The sequence below is a fragment of the Mitsuokella multacida DSM 20544 genome (assembly GCF_000155955.1).
Lineage (GTDB): Bacteria > Bacillota > Negativicutes > Selenomonadales > Selenomonadaceae > Mitsuokella > Mitsuokella multacida.
In genome coordinates this window covers 759,473-778,017 of the sequence record NZ_GG697142.2, presented here as the reverse complement: position 1 = coordinate 778,017, position 18,545 = coordinate 759,473, and the positions used below count along the sequence as shown (strand labels likewise).

General features: G+C 61.3%; 19 protein-coding genes. 3 read left to right on the top strand and 16 right to left on the bottom strand.

Annotated elements, in window-relative coordinates:
- Positions 1-59 precede the first annotated feature (59 nt).
- Positions 60-998 carry a homocysteine S-methyltransferase gene (gene mmuM, locus MITSMUL_RS10515; protein ID WP_040636252.1) on the bottom strand — a complete coding sequence of 313 codons (939 nt, stop codon included), beginning with the start codon at positions 996-998 and terminating at the stop codon, positions 60-62.
- A 42-nt stretch (positions 999-1,040) separates the two neighbouring features.
- The gene (locus MITSMUL_RS10510; protein WP_005842522.1) at positions 1,041-1,892 is read right to left on the bottom strand and encodes a basic amino acid ABC transporter substrate-binding protein; all 852 of its coding nucleotides are present in this window, start codon (positions 1,890-1,892) and stop codon (positions 1,041-1,043) included.
- Between the two features lie 158 nt (positions 1,893-2,050).
- On the opposite strand from MITSMUL_RS10510, the gene MITSMUL_RS10505 reads away from it, so the two are divergent.
- Complete coding sequence (locus tag MITSMUL_RS10505) at positions 2,051-3,460, top strand: DASS family sodium-coupled anion symporter (RefSeq protein ID WP_005842520.1); 1,410 nt, start codon at positions 2,051-2,053, stop codon at positions 3,458-3,460.
- A 112-nt stretch (positions 3,461-3,572) separates the two neighbouring features.
- Here MITSMUL_RS10505 and MITSMUL_RS10500 read toward each other — a convergent pair whose 3' ends face one another.
- The 13 genes from MITSMUL_RS10500 to MITSMUL_RS10440 all read right to left on the bottom strand — a co-directional run bounded on the left by MITSMUL_RS10500 (position 3,573) and on the right by MITSMUL_RS10440 (position 15,656).
- Entirely contained in the window at positions 3,573-4,130 is a 558-nt protein-coding gene (locus tag MITSMUL_RS10500; protein ID WP_040636249.1) for a flavin reductase family protein, read from the bottom strand.
- Between the two features lie 150 nt (positions 4,131-4,280).
- On the bottom strand, positions 4,281-5,558 hold the full coding sequence (locus tag MITSMUL_RS10495; protein ID WP_005842516.1) for a TRAP transporter large permease: 1,278 nt from the start codon (positions 5,556-5,558) through the stop codon (positions 4,281-4,283).
- Positions 5,559-6,110, bottom strand: a complete 552-nt coding sequence (locus tag MITSMUL_RS10490) for a TRAP transporter small permease subunit (protein WP_005842514.1) — start codon at positions 6,108-6,110, stop codon at positions 5,559-5,561.
- A 72-nt stretch (positions 6,111-6,182) separates the two neighbouring features.
- A complete protein-coding gene (locus tag MITSMUL_RS10485) occupies positions 6,183-7,181 on the bottom strand; it encodes a TRAP transporter substrate-binding protein (RefSeq protein ID WP_005842512.1) in 999 nt (332 codons plus the stop codon).
- A gap of 315 nt (positions 7,182-7,496) precedes the next feature.
- Positions 7,497-7,886, bottom strand: coding sequence for a hypothetical protein (locus tag MITSMUL_RS10480; RefSeq protein ID WP_005842508.1), 390 nt, complete (start codon positions 7,884-7,886; stop codon positions 7,497-7,499).
- A gap of 133 nt (positions 7,887-8,019) precedes the next feature.
- The gene (locus tag MITSMUL_RS10475; protein WP_147653014.1) at positions 8,020-9,045 is read right to left on the bottom strand and encodes an NHL repeat-containing protein; all 1,026 of its coding nucleotides are present in this window, start codon (positions 9,043-9,045) and stop codon (positions 8,020-8,022) included.
- 50 nt (positions 9,046-9,095) lie between these two features.
- Entirely contained in the window at positions 9,096-9,308 is a 213-nt protein-coding gene (locus tag MITSMUL_RS10470) for a hypothetical protein (RefSeq protein WP_005842506.1), read from the bottom strand.
- Between the two features lie 12 nt (positions 9,309-9,320).
- The gene (locus MITSMUL_RS10465; RefSeq protein WP_040636244.1) at positions 9,321-10,427 is read right to left on the bottom strand and encodes a TFIIB-type zinc ribbon-containing protein; all 1,107 of its coding nucleotides are present in this window, start codon (positions 10,425-10,427) and stop codon (positions 9,321-9,323) included.
- A gap of 55 nt (positions 10,428-10,482) precedes the next feature.
- The gene (locus MITSMUL_RS10460; RefSeq protein WP_005842502.1) at positions 10,483-11,844 is read right to left on the bottom strand and encodes an SPFH domain-containing protein; all 1,362 of its coding nucleotides are present in this window, start codon (positions 11,842-11,844) and stop codon (positions 10,483-10,485) included.
- A 46-nt stretch (positions 11,845-11,890) separates the two neighbouring features.
- A complete protein-coding gene (locus MITSMUL_RS10455; protein WP_005842500.1) occupies positions 11,891-12,442 on the bottom strand; it encodes a LemA family protein in 552 nt (183 codons plus the stop codon).
- Positions 12,443-12,535: 93 nt separating this feature from the next.
- Positions 12,536-13,339, bottom strand: coding sequence for a TPM domain-containing protein (locus MITSMUL_RS10450; protein ID WP_248614839.1), 804 nt, complete (start codon positions 13,337-13,339; stop codon positions 12,536-12,538).
- Between the two features lie 137 nt (positions 13,340-13,476).
- A complete protein-coding gene (locus MITSMUL_RS12205; protein ID WP_050751682.1) occupies positions 13,477-14,868 on the bottom strand; it encodes a sensor histidine kinase in 1,392 nt (463 codons plus the stop codon).
- Entirely contained in the window at positions 14,868-15,656 is a 789-nt protein-coding gene (locus MITSMUL_RS10440; RefSeq protein ID WP_005842494.1) for a hypothetical protein, read from the bottom strand. Before MITSMUL_RS10440 ends, MITSMUL_RS12205 begins: the two co-directional genes overlap by 1 nt.
- A 43-nt stretch (positions 15,657-15,699) precedes the next feature.
- Between MITSMUL_RS10440 and MITSMUL_RS10435 the strand changes: the two genes are divergently transcribed.
- Positions 15,700-16,470 (top strand): hypothetical protein, encoded by a 771-nt coding sequence (locus tag MITSMUL_RS10435; protein WP_005842492.1) that lies wholly within the window; start codon positions 15,700-15,702, stop codon positions 16,468-16,470.
- 82 nt (positions 16,471-16,552) lie between these two features.
- Positions 16,553-17,752: a hypothetical protein gene (locus MITSMUL_RS10430; protein WP_005842490.1), complete on the top strand. Its 1,200-nt coding sequence runs from the start codon at positions 16,553-16,555 to the stop codon at positions 17,750-17,752.
- A gap of 45 nt (positions 17,753-17,797) precedes the next feature.
- Here the strand turns inward: MITSMUL_RS10430 and MITSMUL_RS10425 are convergent, their stop codons facing one another.
- Positions 17,798-18,454, bottom strand: a complete 657-nt coding sequence (locus tag MITSMUL_RS10425; protein WP_050751681.1) for a response regulator transcription factor — start codon at positions 18,452-18,454, stop codon at positions 17,798-17,800.
- Positions 18,455-18,545 lie beyond the last annotated feature (91 nt).

The following is an 18,545-nucleotide window of genomic DNA, read 5'->3' as shown; positions in this document are numbered from 1 at the left end:
AATCTCATAACGCACAAAAAAGACACCACAGATGTGGTGTCTTTTTGCATGTCCAATACTCAACGCTGCAGGCTCGCGCGGAAGGCGGCGATGCCGCGGATGTCGTCAGGCGTCGTGCGGCAGCAGCCGCCGATGAGGCGCGCGCCGGCTTCATACCACTGGCGCACGAAGTCGTGGTACGGCGTCGGACTGCCGTGCCAGGTCTTGGTTACGGCATCGTACGTCTCGCCCGTGTTCGGGTAGACGACGACGGGCTTTGCCGTATGGGCGCGGATGTTGCGGATGAGGTCGGCCACGTACTGCGGCGCCGTGCAGTTGACGCCGATGGCCGCGACCTGGCTCTCCTTGTCGAGCAGGCGCGCGCAGTCGGCGATGGCATCGCCGCCACAGGTGTGCTCGGCATCTTTGCACGAGAACGAGATCCAGGCGCCCGCGTCGGGATAGCGGCGCAGATCATCGAGGATGGCCCGCGCTTCATCGAGCAGCGGCAGCGTCTCGCAGGCCAGAATGTCCGGCCCTGCTGAGACGAGGATGGCGAGGCGCTCCGCATGGAAGTCGGCGAGCTCCGCGCGGCTCGCCCCGTAGTCGCCGCGGTACTCCGAGCCGTCGGCCAGATAGGCGCCGTACGGTCCGACTGAGGCGGCCGCGAGCGGCTGCGGCCGGCCTACACGCTTTGCCCTCTGCTGCCAGAACGCATCACGAGCCTGCTGCACGAGTCGGACCGAGCGCACGATGAGCTCCTTGGCCTGCTCGCGCGTGAAGCCCTTCTTCTCGAAGCCCTCCACCGTCGCCTGGTAGCTCGCACTCGTCGAGATGTCGGCACCCGCCTCATAGTAGTCGCGGTGGACCGCCTCGACGAGCTCTGGTTTCTCAAAGAGCGCCTTGGCCGACCAGAGTTCATCATTCGTGTCAAAGCCGCGGCGTGCGAGCTCCGTGCCAAACGCACCGTCGAGCACGAGCAGCGGGTACTTCGCCAAATCGCGTGCAATCGTATCCATGATTTCCATCCCCCTCTATTCTCTATCTTTTCCCATTATATCTTACTGCAACAGTTCCTGCGGCGGCTGCTTGCCGAACCACTTCTCGTAAATCTCGCTGAACTTGCCGTTCGCCTTGATCTTCGCGAGGCCATCGTCGATCTTCGTCAAGAGCTCCGTATTGCCCTTGAGCACGGCGATACCGAGGTCTTCCTTCGTCAGGGCCACCTCTGCCGTGCGCACATTCTTGTTGCCCGCATGGCTCACGTAGTACTCGTTCGTCGGGATGTCGTTGACGACGGCATCGACGCCGCCATTCTGGACTTCGAGGAACGCCTCATTGATGGCGTTGAACACGCGGACATTGGCCCCCGGGATCTTGCGCGCGGCCTCCTCACCCGTCGAGCCGATCGAGACGCCGAGCGTCTTGCCCTGCAGGTCTTCTGCCGTGTGAATCGTGTCGTTGTCCGACCGCACGACGACACCGAGGCCCGCGATGTAGTACGGCTTCGAGAAGTCGACCGACTGCTTGCGGTCGTCCGTGATCGTGATGTCGTTGATGGCGACATCGATTTCCTTGGCCTGCAGCGCCGGGATCAGACCGTCAAACGAACGGTTGCTGATCTCAACGTCAAAGCCTTCCTCTGCCCCGATGGCCCGGATGATGTCGACATCAAAGCCCTCGTAGTCCTTCGTCTCCTGATTCTGCGAGCCAAACGGCGGATAGCTCGCATCCATACCGACGCGCAGCACCTTCTTCCCCGACTGCTCCGCCGAGTCCGACTGACCGCAGCCCGCCGTCAGCGCTGCCGTGCCGAGCAGGCAGACGGTCAATAATAATAAGAATAATTTCTTCATACCGTGAACACCCCATAACTTCATGCTGTATATCTGTACATCTTTGATATCCATCATACATTAGCATACATACTATGTCAATATGTTTTGTCACATCGCTAAATTTTATCATGGATATCTGATTTTTCGATAAGATACAATGCTTACAATTTTCTGTTATTTTATTGACTTCCCACTCATTTTTGTTTACACTGACAGAGAAAGGAGTGATTTTCATGAACAAGAAACAACGCAATGCCCTGATCACCCTCTTGGTTGGCGCAATCATCTGGTTCGCGCCGGTGCCGGAAGGCGTCACCGGCGTGGCGTGGCATCTGGCTGCCGTCTTCATCGCGACGGTCGTCGGCTTCATCCTGCAGCCGCTGCCAATCGGTGCAGTCGCCTTCATCGCCATCACGTTCTCGACGCTCAGCGGTCTCTTGAAAGTCGGCGATGCCTTGAGCGGCTACGGCAACTCGACCATCTGGCTGATTGTCTGCGCCTTCCTCTACTCGCGCGGCTTCATCAAGAGCGGTCTCGGCAAGCGCATCGCGTTCGGTATCATCAAGGCCATCGGCAAGAGCGCACTGTCTCTCGGCTACGCGATTGCCTTCAGTGAACTCATCATCTCTCCGGCCACGCCGTCGGCAACAGCCCGCGGCGGCGGCATCATGTACCCGATTGTCCGCTCCCTCGCCGGTGCACTCGGCTCGGAGCCGAACGAGACGGCCAAGAAGATCGGTACCTACCTCATGCAGGTCGGCTATCACTGCGATGCCGTCACCTGCACGATGTTCGTGACCTCCATGGCAGGCAACCCACTCTGCGTGGCGCTCGCCGCCAAGACGCTCGGCGTCGAGATCACCTGGATGGGCTGGGCCAGCGCGGCCATCGTGCCGGGCCTCCTGAGCCTGCTGCTCGTGCCGCTCGTCATGCTCAAGCTGACAAAGCCAGAGCTCGTCAGCATCCCTGACGCCAAGCACCTCGCTCAGAAAGAGCTCGATGCCATGGGGCCGATGTCGCGCAGCGAGAAATACCTGACCGTCGTCTTCCTCGGCTCGCTGTTCTTCTGGGCGACGTCCGGCCTCACGCACATCGGCGCGACGCCTGTCGCCATGGCGGCCGTCTGCGTCATGATCATCTTTGATGTCATCAACTGGAAGGACGTCCTCAGTGAGAAAGGCGCCTGGGATGCCATGTTCTGGATGGGCTCCCTCATGACGCTCGCCTCGGCTCTGGCAAAGTCCGGCATCATCAAATGGATGGCAAACTCCGCCGGCAGCGCCATCTCCTCGCTCGGACTCGGCTGGGTCGCCTCGGCTCTCATCCTGCTGCTCTTCTACACCTACATCCACTACTGCTTCGCCAGCGTCACGGCGCGCATCAGCGCCCTCTACGCGGCCTTCATCGCCGTCAGCGTCGCCGTCGGTGCACCGCCGCTCATGACGGCCATCATCTTCGGCATCTTCGCCGATGTGCCGATTTCCCTGACGCATTACGGCAACGGCTGCGCCCCGATCTACTACGGCGCAGGCTACGTCTCGCAGAGCGAATGGTGGAAGAACGGTTTCGTCATGACGACCATCACCACCCTCATCTACCTGACCATCGGCGCCGCCTGGTGGAAGGTCATCGGCCTCTGGTAAGCCAGTCGCTCCCACAAAGAATACGCACACGATAATGTACCAAAAATAAAAGAGAGCTGCCTCGCAGTATGATCCATACTGCAGAGCAGCTCTCTTTTTGTCTGATATGCACTTATCCTTTGAGCTTCATGCCGTCGTGGAACGCCTTGCCGACGACCGGGCCGACGACGCGGTACGTCATCGTCGCGATGTCGAAGATAATCGGCTGGAGCTTGTCGTAGTCGACCTTGCCGTCGGTCAGGACGGACTCATCGGCCTGCTCCGCGACGATCTTGCCGACGAGGATGCCCGTCGCATCGTCGTAGCTCGTCATCTCGCATTCGAGCGTCACCGGGAACTCCTCGATGATTGGCGCGTTGACATGCGCGCTCTTGTGTGTGTGGCAGCCTGCCTTCTCGATCTTGTTGACCTTCCGGCCCGTCTCGACACCGAAGTAGTCGGCAATCTCGACCGTATCCTTCGTCGCAAAGGCCACGGTGAAGGCCTTCGTCTGCTTGACATTGTCCGTCGTCTTGTGCGGCGCGAGGAACAGTGTGATCTCGCCATAGTCCGACTGCGCGCCCCAGGCCGCGTTCATGGCATTCGGCACACCGTTCTCATCGTAGGTGCCGATGATGAAGACACCCTCCGGCGCAATGCAGGCCTTCTTGCCCGAAAATTCCTTGCTCATATCGATAACCCCTTTCATTCTTGAGTGATTTACTCCTGTATATTTCGCCTTTGCCGGACAAAATCCTGCTTTCCTGCCAGATGGCTGTAAACACAAAAAGCCTGCCGCACAAAGCGGCAGACTCCTGCAAATCGATCTTTCCTGTCTTTATCACTGCAGCACGGCGGGCAGCCAGGTGGCAAGGTCCGGTGCAAGGCACAGGAGGACAATCTCGAGGCCCATGATGATGGCAAACGGCACGGAGCCGCGGATGATCTGGCCAATCGTGCTGTCGGAGCTGATGCCCTTGATGACGAAGAGGTTCATGCCGACTGGCGGCGTTATGAGGGCCAGCTCCATGTTGATGAGCATGACGACGTTGAACCAGATGAGGTCGAAGCCGAGCGACTTGACGATTGGGTAGAGCATCGGCAGCGTGATGAGGATGATGGAGACCGTCTCGAGGACGCAGCCGAGGGCCAAGAGCACGATGTTGATGCCGATGAAGATGAACCAGCGGCTGACCTGCGCGTCCGTCACGAGCGCCATCAGCGCCTGCGGTGCCTGCAGCGCCGTCAGGATGAAGCCGAAGAGCATCGCGCCGATCATGATGGCGAAGATCATCGAGGTCGTCTTGACCGTGGCCGTGAGGATCTCGCCCATGTCGCGCAGCTTCACCGTGCGGTAGACGAAGAATGTGATGATGAGGCTGTAGAACGTGCCGACGGCAGCAGCCTCGGTCGGCGTGAACAGGCCCGTATAGATGCCGCCGACGACGAGGATTGGCAGGAAGAGCCCCCAGATGTTCTCCTTGAGGATGGCCCAGCGCTCCTGCCAGCTCGCCGCCGCCTGGCGCTCCATGTGGCGGCAGCGGAAGACGAGGTAGCAGATGAAGAAGAACGTCATGAGGACGCCCGGCACGATACCCGAGAGGAAGAGCTTGCCGACCGACTCGCCCGTGATGGAACCGTAGAGGATCATCGGGATGCTCGGCGGAATCAGGATGCCGAGCGTGCCGCCCGCGGCGACAGCGCCAAGCACCGTCGTGCGCTCATAGCCGCGCTTGAGCATCTCCGGGATGGCCATGGCGCCGATCGTCACGGCCGTCGCCACGCTCGAGCCCGATATCGCGGCGAAGATTGCGCAGGCGAAGATTGTCGCGACGCCGATGCCGCCTGGCAGATGGCCAAGCCACTTGCTACCGAGCTCGAAGAGGCCGTTGCCGACCTTGCCCTTGAGCAGGATCTCGCTCATGAGGATGTAGAGCGGCACGGCGACGAGCACGAAGTCGTCGAGCGTCTTATAGGCGATGACCGGGATCTGCGTGAAGGCCGCAGGCCCGCCGAGGAAGAACAGCATGCCGAGCACGCCGCCGAGCATGAGCACAAAGGCGACCGGCATGCCGAGCGCAAACAGCGCTAAGATGATGATCGTATAGATAGCAGACATTCAACGCACCTTCCCTTCCGACTTTGTCTCTCGATCCCCGTCCTGTGCCAGTGGCAGGCGCAGCAGCTCAAAGAGGAAGCGGCGCGCAATCTCGCCGAGCAGCAGGAAGGAGCCGAGCACGAGCGCGAACTGCGGGATGAAGAGCGGGAAGCGCAGGATGGACGGCGACAGTTTATGGTAGACATACGACGAGGTCACGAGGTCCATGCTCTCCGTCATGAAGATCAGGAAGAGCAGGAACGAGATCACGTTGATCCCCATGTCGAGCTTGCGCTTCGTCTCCGGTGCCAGGCGTCCCGCGAAAATGTCGACGCGCACATGCGCGTTGTCGCGGAAGGCGACGGCCAGGCCGAGGAAGCCCGCGATGAGGATGGCGTATGTCGAGACTTCGAGCACCCATTCCGTCGGTGAGTGGAAGAAGTCGCGCACGATGATCTCGTAGCAGATGATCAGGGCAGTGAGCAGCAGCAGGCAGCCAGCCAGGACAGCTGCCGCACGCGTAATCTTGCCGAGTATGCGGTCATAGAGCAAAACAATATCTTTGAATGACATGAACTCCGCTCCCTTTCTCAATTTCTTTCATATTTTATATTCCCATTCTATATTCCAAATTTCAGTTTTCGCTCATTGGTCGGCTGCCAGGCACTGATCGACGAGCTGGCGGCCGAGGTCGCCCATCTTGCGGATGAAGTTCTCGCGGACCGGCATCGTCGCCTCCTGCCACTTCGGGATGTCCTCGGGCGGGATCTCGTAGACTTCCATGCCCGCATCGCGGAGCTTCTCCATGCAGCTGCGGTCTTCCTGGCGCGTCTGCTCGCGCAGCTCATCGCGCGTCTCCTTGGCGCATTCCTCGACGATCTGCTTCTGTTCATCCGTCAGGCGGTCCCAGGAGCCGCTGTTGACGGCGAGCACGAATTCGCAGTAAGCGTGGTTCGTCATCGTGAGATACTTGGCGACCTCGTAGATCTTGCGCTGGTACATGGCCGTCGTGCCGGACGTCTGGCCGTCGATCGTGCCGCGCTGCATGGCCATGTAGACCTCGCTCGAGCTCATCGTGACCGGCGAAGCACCGAGCGCCTTGATCGTCTCAGCCGGGATCTGGCCGTAACCGCGCAGCTGCAGGCCCTTGAAGTCCTCCGGCTCTTTGAGTGGGCGCTGGTTGTTGCAGAACTGCACGTAGCCGTAGTCGACCCAGATCAGCGGATGGACGCCCTTGCGCTCCATCTCGCTCGTCAGCGTGCGGCCGAGGCTGCCGTCCATCGCGCGGCCGACGGCCTCGTAGCTATTCAGCAGGAACGGCACATCGAGCACGTTGAGCGCCGGAACGACCGTCGTCCACATCGCCGTGGAGTTCAGGCCCATGTCGAGGCCGCCCGACATGATGGCATCGTTCATGCTCTTGTCGGTGTAGAGCTGTCCAGCCGGATACGTCGTGATCTTGATGGAGCCATTCGAGCGCTCATTGACGCGCTGCGCAAAACGCTCCATGCCCTGCGACAGGTAATGGTCCTGCGGCAGATGGTAGGCGAGCTTGAGCTCGACAGGTCCACCCTGTGCGGCCTGATGTTCACGCGCCATCTTGCCAAGCCCGCAGCCCGACAGCAGCAGGGAACAGCCAACCATAATAGACAATAAGCAGATAATTCCTTTTCTTCCCCAATTCCTCATTGCATCTGTACACCTCCAAAAAACAAACGCACTTCAATAATAGATTATTGTATAAATCCGTACGTTTCTCTGTAATGTTTGATGGACCCTAGTGTACACCCGCTGAATACAAAATGCAAGCGAAACGCCAATAAAAAAATCTTGTGAAAAATCACATTGCCATGAATCATCTGTTCGATGCGGGCACAAAAAAGCAGCCACCTGCTCTTTGCAGATGGCTGCCCTTCTCATTGCCGTATTTACATCAGCGCGCGATTGACCCGTGAGGGATCAGCCCGCATAGGCCAGGACGACCTTGAGGACATCCTGCGCGATGCTCTTCTCCTCGACGATAGACCAGTAGTGCGTGTCGTCCTCGTAGATATCGCCCGACTCTGGGGCATTCTTCTGCTCGAGGATGTACCAGGCGCCGCGGCCTGTGTTGTACCAGAACTTGTATACGTACGGATACGTCTTGTTCTTGATGTTGTCCGTGTAGTAGACGCCGACATTGATGTGCTCCGCATCCGGGCGGTAGACCGTCGAAGTGTCGACGACGTACTTCTCGTCGACATGCTGCTCATACGCCGTGACATAAGCCGCCGAGCAGGCCGTCGGGACGTAGATGGCCGCGACTGCTGCGACGAGCATCGCCAGGAAATGCAACTTCATGCTCTTCATGAAACTTCCTTCTTTCTCATGGGATATTCCCCGTATTCTAACGCTTCTAGTATACAAGTCCGGCCATTAAAATACAAGTATCCCCAAGCAAAAAGCCCCTCGTCAAAGGGGCTTTGAAGCGCAGCAGCGCCGGTCAGATCTTGAGCATGAACACCTTGTCGCCGGTGTCTCCCTCCGTGCCTTTCTTAGAACTGTCCTTCACGAGGACCAGCACCTGATTGCCCTCGTAGGGCATCATCTGGACATCGTTCTGGCCGTCGAACAGTTTGTCGGCCTTGATGCGGTCGACGAAGGAGCCATCTTTCTTGTTGAAGATGTTGAGCTGGCGGATATTGCCGTCGAAGACAAGGAGGTAGTCATCCGTGACGGCAACATCAAAGGCGCTGGCCAGATAGCCCGGCTTCCGGCCGGGGGCATGCTTGCGCCCGATGACGTACGCCTGCGTGCCGTCCAGGCTGTAGGCGGCGACAGCACCGACGCTCATCTTGCCGTCCAGGGTGCTGCCGAACAGGTAGGCATGCTGGCCATCGCAGACCAGACCGCTCGGCGTCGTGAGCAGTTCGTCGCGCTCTTTCGGGATGACCGTGCCGATCTCCTGCGAGACCTTGCCGTCTGCGATGGCATAGCGCACGACAGCCCGCGCGTTGTAGAACGATACGGCTTCATCCTTGCCCGGGACGCCGACCATGCCGCGGACGTCCTTATCGTAGAACGGCCGGCTCGTCCCATCCGCGGCGACGGCCATGACCTTGTACTTCGCATCGGTGTAGAGCAGGTCCTTGCCATCGTTGGAGAGGAAGCTCTTTTCCGGCACGTCCTTGACGAATTCCGCATTCGTGACCTTGAGGCTGTCGTCCTCGAGCTTCGCCTCGAGGATGGTCCCCGTATTGGCATTGCGGATGTAGATCGTCTCCCCGATCTTCGTCATGGCGCCGGTGCGGTGGAAGGACTTCGTGATGGTGATCTTGTCGGCGTTCGTGAGCTTGGCCAAGGAAAGCTCCCTGCCCTGCTCCAGTTTCACCGTCTCATAGTTCAGGGTGATCTTGGGCTTCTGCGGCTCTGGTTCCTTCGGCGTGTCGGGACCTGCTCCGCAGCCGAGCACGAGCGCAGCGGTCAGCAGGCCGGTCATCAGGGCGGCAGCGAATTGCGGCTTCTTCATGGTCATCCTCCCTTTCTTCTCTTCCATCTCTTACATCACGATCACGACGATCACGATTCTTTCTTGGCTTTCGGTTGGCGCTTGACCTGGGTGTAGAGGAAGGTGTCGTTACTGTCGACGAGCGAGAAGCTTTCCTCATCGAGGTAGGCGTCGGCCTTGCTTGCCTGGTGCACATTGCTCATGCCGGCGATCAGGATATAGCGCACGAGAAAAGCGGCGCCGAGTGCCAGCACGAAGGAAATCCCTAGTATCTTTGCAGTCATGAAGAGCCCCCCTTACGTCATGAAATACTGCACGATGAAGTAAAGCACGGGCCAGGACACGGCGAGCGCGATGGCGGGGTAAAGCCACGACTTGCGCTTGTCGACGGGCAGGCTGCCGACGAACTTGCCCGTCTGCCCGTTCATCATGAAGGTGTAGGGCTTGCCCTCGTAGCGCGTCGTCAGGATCCAGACGGGCAGCATCGCGTAGGAGATTGCGGCGCTCTCGCGCAGGAAGGACGGGTCGCCCTCGATGGAGCAGCGGTCGTACCCCTTGACGGTCTTCTGCAGGGCATCGACAGCCGTCGCGCGCATGCGCGCATCGGCGCGCGGGATGCTCGCCTCCGCATCGACATCGTACTTGTCGGCCAGATGGCCCGTGAGGTAGGCCGCGGAGAACGGCACGAGCTCCGCGTAGTCGAACGGCTCGATGCTGTCCATGTAGGCGTCGTCCATGCGCTCGCTGCCGTCGACAGGAATGCGCACGAAGTGCATCGAGCCCGCGCGCTCGCACTGGTAGACGCTCGTCTCCGTGATGATCTCATCTGCCGTCTCGCGGCGCACATCGTTCTCCGCGCGGAAGTTGGCCCGCGCGAAGACATCGGCATCGAAGAGCCAGAACGGCACGTACATCGCCTGGATGTCCTTCGTGCGGTTGGCTCCGGCGAAGCCATCGGGCAGCAGGTACTTGCCCTTGTAAAAGGCCTGCAGCGCCTCCTGCGCCTCTTTTTTCGTCTTCTTGAACGGCAGGATAAAGTCCGGCTTCACCATGCCCTCGAACTTCGCCGGCATCATGTTGGGGCTGCCGCAGTAGGCGCACTCCGTCGCCATCGTATTGCCGTCGGAGACGAGCTCCGCGCCACACGCCGAGCAGGTCTGCATGACCATGGCGCCGCTCTCCTCCGGCGACCATTCGCCGCCCGCTGCGGCCGTGTCGAATTCGGCTTCTCTTGTTTCAGCCGCGCGCCTCGCGGCTTCCTGCTCCCGCGCGAACATCGCCTCGATGGCCGCGATCTCGAACTCGGTGCCGCAGTACTCGCAGCTGACCGTATCGCGCCCCGGCAGGAAGGAAAGCGGCGCACCGCATCTCGGGCATTTATAGCTGACTGACGTCTCGGCCACGATACTCACCTTCTTTTCTCTATCACATGTCTAGTGCATATCTAGATAATCCACTTCACTGTCTGTCGCCCTCATCGAACGGATCGCCGCACTCGGGGCAGAACTTCGGCGGATGCTTCGGGTCCTTCGGCTCCCAGCCGCACTTGTCGCAGCGGTAGAGCGGCTCGTCCGCCGGCTTCTTCGCGCCGCACTCCATGCAGAACTTGCCCTTGTTGACCGTGCCACAGCTGCAGGTCCAGCCATCAGAGGCAGGCTTTGGCTGCGGCTTGCCGCACTCCTCGCAGAACTTGCCCGCATTGCCCGCGTGACCGCACGAGCAGGTCCAACCAGACTGCGGCGCGGGCGGCGCTGCCTGCTGAGGTGCCGGTGGCTGCTGTGCCGGTGGCGCCAAGGGATTGCCCTGCGGTGCGGGCCCTTGGCCAAAAGCGCCCATCGCACCGGCTCCCATCTGCCCGGCCATGCCCATGCCCATGAAGCCGAAGGCACCGCCCATGCCGGCCTCATTGCCGGCCGCCGTGCGCATCGCATCGGCCGTCGCCGTCGCCAGACGCCCGGCGCGCATATCGGGATTGCTCATGATCGCACTGTCCTGGATCTCCTTGATGCGGCGCTCATCTTCTTCCTCGGCCTTAACCGACGAGACGCCGAACGAGACGATCTCAATGCCGCGCTTCTTGCCCCAGTCCTCCGAGAGTTCCTCGCTGAGCTCATTGCGGATGCCCTTCGTGTAGTTGATGAGCTGCGTATAGCGGATGCCCTTGGCCGCGATGCGCCCGAAGGCCGGCTGCAGGGCCGTCAGCAGCTCACTCTTGAGCTGCGAGTCGATCTCCGAGCGCTCGTAGACCGTGTCGATGTTGCTGCAGACGTTCGTGTAGAACAGGATGGGATTCGCGATGCGGTAGCTGTATTCGCCGAAACAGCGGATGTTGACGTTCAGCATGTACGGTCCGATCATCGTCTCAAACTGGATGGACTGCGGCGTGCCGTACTTGTTGCCCATGATTTCCTTCGTGTTGAAGTAGTAGACGCGCTGATCCTTCGGCGCATCGCCGCCAAATGTGAAGCGCTTGCCCATATTGCGGAAGACGGCCTTGAGATCACTTGCCAGGTCGCCGCCAAAGACGGTCGGCTCCGTCGAGCTGTCGTAGATGTACTCGCCCGGCTCGGCGCAGATCTCGACGACCTTGCCCTGCTCGACGATCATCATGCACTGGCCCTCATTGACGACGATGACCGACCCCTTCGTGATGATATTGTCCTCGCCCGAGGTGTTGGAGGTCCTGCCCCGCGAACTCGTGCGCTTCTGTCCCTTTGCGGCCAGCGTGTCCTTGTCGAGGCTGTCACAGTAGAGGAATTCTTTCCACTGATCGGCCATGACGCCATCTGCCGCGCCCATTGCTGCCTTGATAAGACCCATGATGATCCTCCTTTTCTAACCATTCAGAACGACTCAGAACAACGGCTCAGAATGCGACCTGCGGAACTTCCTTCGCCTTCTCCTCCGCCCGGAACTGCGGAAGCGGCCGCATGCCCATCATGTCGGCGAAGAACGTTCCCGGGAATGTCTGTATCTTGATGTTGTAGAAACGGATTGCCTCATTGTAGTCCATGCGCGCGACGGCGATGCGGTTCTCCGTGCCGCTGATCTCGCGCATGAGCTCTGTGAACTGCGTGTTTGCCTTGAGGTCCGGATAATTCTCTGAGATGGCAATGAGCTTGCCGAGCGCACCTGTGAGTTCCGCATCGGCTGCGCCGAGCTCTTCCGGCGAGCCGGCATTCATGAGCCTTGCGCGCGCATCCGTGACGGCCTTGATCTGAGCTTCTTCATGCTTCATGTATCCCTTGACCGTGTTGACGAGATTCGGGATGAGGTCAGCCCGACGCTGCATCTGGTTCTCCACCTGACCGTAAGCCGCATCGACATTGAGCCGCGCGCTCTTCACCGCGTTGTACTGATACCCGAGGAACAGGCAGAAGATGAGGAACAGGCCGACTAAAATCGTTCCACCTTTCATATATATCCTCCTTCCTAGCTTCCTGATTTCCTGACGTCCAACCGGACGCCTCTTTGCTGTTGCGATCCTGTATTCTCTGCGGACTCTGCCGCTTTACCAGCCATCCGAGGCACCACCGCCGCCGCTGCGGCCGCCGCCAAAGGAGCCGCCAGAACCGCCCGAGCCACCGGAGCGATAGCGCCCGCTCTCGTCGTCGCCCGACGATCCCCCGCCCGCACTGCCAACCGAGTCCTGGAAGAGACGCCCCGACGACAGGACATGCAGGATGCCCTTCAGTGTGCCCCAGACCGCGTAGACGAGCAGCGCGATGAGGCCGAAGAAGATAGCCGCGCCGAGTAAGACGCCCCAGAATGGTTCTTCCGCCACATCCTTGACATTCTCGGGGATTTCAGCACCGTACTCTTCATACGCCTTCTGCGTGAGTTTTGCATAGGCCGTGACAATGGCTTCGGAGTAGTTCTCACTCTTGAAGTCCGCTTTCATGCCGTCGAGCACGGAGCCCGCATAGCCATCGGTGATGGCGCCCTCTAGGCCATAGCCGACCTCGATGCGGAACTTGCGGTCCTCCTTGGCGATGAGCAGCAGCACACCGTTGTTCTGCTCGGCATTGCCGATGCCCCAATTGCGGAACAATGTCGTCGCGTATTCCTCGATGGAAGCACCATCAAGAGAGGGGATGGTCACGACGACAACCTGAGCGCCCGTCGCCGCATCGAGCCCTCTGCCCATCTCAGCGATCTTGGCCGCGTCCTCCGCCGTTATCATCCCGGCCGTATCGACGCTGTACGCCAGCGAGGACGGCTTCGGCAGGACGGCCGGTGCCGCCAGCACGACCGATGCCAATGCGATGAGCAGCAACCAGAAGATACCAACCACATAGCAGCGTCTGTCCAACACGCTTCGTTTGTCCATCGTTCTCATCTCCCTTCTCTTCCAGTATACGGCACGGGATGTGCCCACCGTACTGTACAAAATGACAGGTAAGCACAAAAAAAGAAGCTGCCAGAAGCAGCTTCTTGAAGTGCAGCAGGGATTCAGGGCGCAGGCTCCGACGCACGGCCTGGCGCTGGCATGGTGAGCGCGAGGGAGAACGACGGCTGTGGCGCAATCGTCAGGCGCGCGTCGAGCGACTTGGCGCGCCGGATGATGGCCGAGAGGCCGCCGCCCGGGTGGAAGGTCGGCGGCGCACCGCAGCCGTTGTCGGCGATGCGGATGCCCGCCTCGCCCACCTTCACCTCGATGACGTCGGCATGGCCGTGGCAGATGGCATTCGTCGCCGCCTCGCGCAGGACCTCTACGAAAGCGAGCGCCACCGTGCGCCGCTCGGGAAGCTTGCCCGTGAGTCGAACCGTCACGCCGAAGGCTTCGTACGCCCGGACGAGGTCCTGCAGGAGTTCCTGCGGCGATTCCTCCTCGAGCCAGATCTCCTCGAGCACCATGTCGACCGTGGGCACGAGTTTGGCCGCCTCTAGAGGCTCCGGTGCAGTAAGCAGGCGCTGCAGCATGCTGATGCGGCTGCCCATGATGTCGTGCACGCGGACGCGCACCTTCTCGAGCGTCTTGAGGCGCTCCTGCTCGACAGCCGCCTGCAGCAGGCGCTTCGTCTCCTCGGCCTGCGCGGCGAGTACGGCGTTCTTCGCCTCGAGCTCCCGCGTGATGGCGCCGAGCTCCGTCACGTCCGAGGCCGTGATCTCGAAGCTGCCGCGCTCCGCACGGCCCGGCATGGCCTTGCGCCGCAAGAGCCAGGCGCTGTGCCGGAAGCGGAAGAGCAGCGTCCCCTGCGCCTCGTCAAAGACGTGCCGTTCCCCCTGCTGAGCCATCTCCCGGAGTCTCTGCCAGAACGCTTCGGCGTCGCGGCTGTGGCCGCCGACCGTCCCCTCCATGAAGTCGAGCATGCGGAGGTTCGCCAGGACGATGCGGCCATCGCCATGCGCTAAGAGAATGCCCTCCGGCAGGGTGTCGAGGCCCTCGCGGACCCACTCGCGCACAGCGGGCCGCGCGTGGTGCCAGGTAAGGCCTGCGCGCAGCACCAGGAAGAGTGCCGCCAGCGCGATGCCCCACGGGAGACCTGCGGCGCCGAAGTCTAGCAGCACGGCCGCGAGCAGCAGGCTGGCGCGCAGCAGGCCGCGCTTCGTGACGGCATCTGACCGCAGCTGGTAGAGGCTCAGCAGGATCAGGCACGTGGCAGCGGCGAGCAGCACGATGTGCGCATAGAGGAAGAACAGTGCATCCTCATGGCCTGCGGCCCACTCGCGCAGCTTGAAGCAACTCAGCAATAGATCCGAGCTCAGCAGCACGGACACGCCCTCGCTCCAGACCGAGACTGCCCTAGAGCTGCGCACATAGGCCGCGCGCAGGCCAAAGGCAGAGGTGATGGCCGCGAGGAAGGCGGGCAGCAGGCAGAGCATCGCCGTGTATCCGCTCATCATTTCACCTCCTCCGTCAGGCTGCAGTCGACCGACACGGCATAGCCAAGGTCCTTGACGGCGACTTGGCTCGCCGCATGGCCTTCGTGCCAGAGCGCCTGCCAGCGCACCAGCCACGCGCCCTGCTGCTCGACGAGAAAGATCACGCGCGCCTCGGCCATCGTCACGTAGATGTCCTCCGCCGCCCGGCTGCGCGCCGCCTCCGCGAGGAAGGTCGTCAGCGCTTCGAAGGCCAGCAGAGCCGTCTGCGCCGGCATCTCATCCGGCATCTTCCAGTCGATAGCCGCATGCAGGCGGAACGCGCGCAGCGCCGAGCAGATCTCCGACGAGGCCATCTCGAAGTCGTCGAGCGCGATGCGGCCGCTCTCCTCGCTCTTGAGGAAGAGTACGCAGCGCTTCTTCGTGTACGTCGCGAGCAGGTTGAGCTTGTGGACCGCATGCTTCTGCGCCTCTCCCTCCGTCTTCAGGATTTCCTCGCGAAACTCGCGGAAGTACGGACGGAGGCCCTTGAGCAGCGATTCGACCTCCTCGCGCAGGCGGTCCTGCATCATCTGTGCCGCCCGCTCGCGCCGCTTTGGTGCCTCGCGCTCCAGATAGCGGCGCCTGCGCGCCAGCGCCCGGTTTGCCTGTGCGAGGATGCGCTGCCGCTCGCGCAGCAGATGCATGTCCTCGTACCAGACGAGCGTGCCGCCGCCCGGCACCTTCATCTTGGAAATGCGGTAGTCCTTCCGCTCCGCTTCCCCGCCGGGCACCGCCTTCGAGACGAGGCACGCCCGGCCCCTTTTCATCGAACAGCATGAGGCCGGGCGATGCCTCGCGGAAGAACGATTCGTGCTCGTCGTTCGACGGCATGAGGCCCGTCTGCAGGCAGAGTTCGAGCAGCAGCAGGAAGAAGCCCGTCGTCGTGAAGGTGACGTCGATGCGCACGAGGGGCAGAAAATTGTAGAAGATGGAGTACGCGAGGAACAGGCCGCAGAGGGCGACGGGCAGGACCATCTGCAGGCGCCAGATCTTCTGCAGGCCGGCCTTGACCCAGAGGATGGCGAGCGCCGCAAAGACCTCGAGGAACCAGATGACCCAGTAAGCGTAAGCGCCCCACTCCAGTTTCTCCTCCCATTCGCCGCCCTCGCGTTCTTGTGGGAACGAGAAGACTTGCTCATGCCAGTCGTTCGTCAGGATGGCGGCAGCCAGCACGAGGTTCAAAAGCAGCAGCGCCAAAAGATGCGGCGGCATCCTGCGCGCGACGGCATCGCGGTCCGCCACGTGCGCGATCCAGAGCAGGGCGACGGGCAGGGCCGCCCGGAAGACGTAGTAGAGATACCAGAATGCATTGATCAGGCCATCGCCCGCATCCGGTACAGGCTCGAACATGTACTTCAGCAGGCGCACGGACTGCCAGGCGAGCAGCGCAGCGACGAGCAGGCGGACGGCCCGGCGCGCGCCGCGGTACAGGAAGCGCGCCCGCAGCGCTTCGCCCCAGAGCAGCGTCACGGCCGGCATGAAGGCATAGGCAAGATGGCGCAGCCACGTCATTTCCATGCACACACTCCCCTTCCTGATGGTCCCAGCTTCTCAACGATTTTCTTTCGCTGTAATACATGATAGAATGATAATAAAATGATTTGAACAGGTACCACACCATAGTCGACACACAACCAAGGACCAAAGAATAAAGGAGATCACCATGATTGCGACGACAAAGCGGGCGCGCATCCTCGCGGGATGCCTGGCCCTGCTCGCTGCAGCCCCCATCCCCGCCACTGCCGCCAAAGTACAGCAGGATTCCGCAAGATCCGTGAAACCAGACGCAGCTTCCGAAATGGAACAAGAAGCCGAGATCATCGACAGTCTAGAGAAGGCCGATGCGAGGCACTCCTATCCGCGGCTCACACTGCACGGCGACTACCGCTTCCTCTACGGCAAGGGTCGCTTCCACGCAAGCGTGCCGGACATGCGGACCGGCACGCTGCGCCGCACCGACCAAGCCGTCTTCCGCGCCGAGCGCCGCCTGCGCCTCTTCTCCTTCATCGAGACGAGCGCCAATACGAGCATCCGCACGATGCTCGAGGACAAGCGCGACAGCAAGGATGAGTCGCGCAACAAGCACCTGACGCTCTCGCGCCTCTACCTGCAGCACGAGAACCCCCACACGAAGATCGAAGTCGGCCGCTTCAACTACTACCTCATGGACGGCAGCATCATCGACAAGCGCATCGACGGCCTGCGCTTCCGCACGGGCGATACCGACCGGCCACAGGGCAGCCTGACCGTCTTCGTCGGCCGCACGACAGGCGAACCAGATGAACAGAAAGACGGCATCTCCGTGCTCTGGAAGAAAGCGCTCGGCAAGCTCGATGCCAGTGCCGTCTATCTCGATTTCCGCCAGCGCCAGGACCTGCCAGCAAGCGAGCCAAGACTCCGCACACTCGGCCTGCCAACGGGCCGCATCGGCCAGGGCTTTGACCGGCAGCGCATCGCCTCGCTTGCGGCCAAGTACCATCCCACATCGAAATGGCAGCTCGGGCTCGAGCTGCTGCAAGCAGACGGGCGCCATTATGCCGACGCCTATCGAGAGCGCAAGGGCGGCTTCGTCGCGCTCGTACAGTACGGCGAGCTGGACGAGCGGAAGGCCGGCAGCTTCGCGAGCTGGCTCCGCTACTACGACCAGCCCTCCGCCTCCGTCCTCTACCCGACGATGGACGCCGACACCGGCTTCTTCCGGCGCGAGGGCTTCCGCGGCTGGGGTGCCCGCACCGACTACGTCATCACGCCGGGCCTCGTCTGCGCCGTCGAGGGCTTCCGCCTCGAGAACCGGCGCGAGAGCCCCCTGCTGCGCCGCATGCACGAGTACATCCTCGGCACGAGCATCACCGCCTACTTCTGACGCATGACGCAGCGCCAAAAGTGCGTTTTAGGTACACTCGGTACATCAGGGCATGGCGGTGTCGTCGCGTTCGCATTCGTTCTGTGTCTCCATGCTTGTCAGGCCCTTCTCGGCCGCCTCCACGGCGAGGCCGACGATGCTCTTGTGGCCCGTCTTCTCGAGCATGTTGGTGATGTGGAAATTGACCGTGCGCTTCGCGATGCCCAGCCGCGCCGCGATCTCCTCGCGCGAGAGGCTCTGGCAGATGAGCTGCAGGATCTCGAGCTCGCGCTCCGTCAGGCTGGCCTCCGCCGCACCGAACGTATCCCGACCGCGGATGACGGGGAATACGTGCTCGCCCGCCATCGTCCGCCGTATGCAGTCGAGGAACGCCTCCCCTGACGCTTCCTTGTAGATGAAGCTGTCCGCGCCGGCGTCCTTCGCCCAGCCGACAAAGGCGAGCTCCGACATGCCCGTCATCATGACGACGCGGATCGCCGGAAAGCGCTCTTTGAGCCGGCGGCAGATGCGGATGCCGCTCGTGCGGCTCTCCATGCAGATGTCCATGAGCACGAGGTCCGGCCGGTAGCGCAGGCACGCCTCCTCCGCCAGCTCCGCCAAAGCACAGGTCGCACAGACAGCAATGTCCGGCGCCGGTTCAAAGATCTTCCTGAGTCCCTCCAAAAGGATTTTCTGGTCATCCACGAGCAGGATATCAATCATCGCGCTCCCTCCCATTTCATCGTGTTTTCTCTATTGTATCATAGAGCTGCCTCGGAAAGAAGCACACATTGCACCTAAAACGCACTTTACA

Coding starts and splice junctions, on each gene's coding strand:
- MITSMUL_RS10430 (WP_005842490.1), top strand. CDS start 16,553: ATGATTGCGACGACAAAGCGGGCGCGCATCCTCGCGGGATGCCTGGCC.
- MITSMUL_RS10460 (WP_005842502.1), bottom strand. CDS start 11,844: ATGGGTCTTATCAAGGCAGCAATGGGCGCGGCAGATGGCGTCATGGCC.
- MITSMUL_RS10485 (WP_005842512.1), bottom strand. CDS start 7,181: ATGGTTGGCTGTTCCCTGCTGCTGTCGGGCTGCGGGCTTGGCAAGATG.
- MITSMUL_RS10455 (WP_005842500.1), bottom strand. CDS start 12,442: ATGAAAGGTGGAACGATTTTAGTCGGCCTGTTCCTCATCTTCTGCCTG.
- MITSMUL_RS10425 (WP_050751681.1), bottom strand. CDS start 18,454: ATGATTGATATCCTGCTCGTGGATGACCAGAAAATCCTTTTGGAGGGA.
- mmuM (WP_040636252.1), bottom strand. CDS start 998: ATGGATACGATTGCACGCGATTTGGCGAAGTACCCGCTGCTCGTGCTC.
- MITSMUL_RS10440 (WP_005842494.1), bottom strand. CDS start 15,656: ATGAAAAGGGGCCGGGCGTGCCTCGTCTCGAAGGCGGTGCCCGGCGGG.
- MITSMUL_RS10505 (WP_005842520.1), top strand. CDS start 2,051: ATGAACAAGAAACAACGCAATGCCCTGATCACCCTCTTGGTTGGCGCA.
- MITSMUL_RS10500 (WP_040636249.1), bottom strand. CDS start 4,130: ATGAGCAAGGAATTTTCGGGCAAGAAGGCCTGCATTGCGCCGGAGGGT.
- MITSMUL_RS10480 (WP_005842508.1), bottom strand. CDS start 7,886: ATGAAGAGCATGAAGTTGCATTTCCTGGCGATGCTCGTCGCAGCAGTC.
- MITSMUL_RS10490 (WP_005842514.1), bottom strand. CDS start 6,110: ATGTCATTCAAAGATATTGTTTTGCTCTATGACCGCATACTCGGCAAG.
- MITSMUL_RS10510 (WP_005842522.1), bottom strand. CDS start 1,892: ATGATGGATATCAAAGATGTACAGATATACAGCATGAAGTTATGGGGT.
- MITSMUL_RS10495 (WP_005842516.1), bottom strand. CDS start 5,558: ATGTCTGCTATCTATACGATCATCATCTTAGCGCTGTTTGCGCTCGGC.
- MITSMUL_RS12205 (WP_050751682.1), bottom strand. CDS start 14,868: ATGAGCGGATACACGGCGATGCTCTGCCTGCTGCCCGCCTTCCTCGCG.
- MITSMUL_RS10475 (WP_147653014.1), bottom strand. CDS start 9,045: ATGAAGAAGCCGCAATTCGCTGCCGCCCTGATGACCGGCCTGCTGACC.
- MITSMUL_RS10470 (WP_005842506.1), bottom strand. CDS start 9,308: ATGACTGCAAAGATACTAGGGATTTCCTTCGTGCTGGCACTCGGCGCC.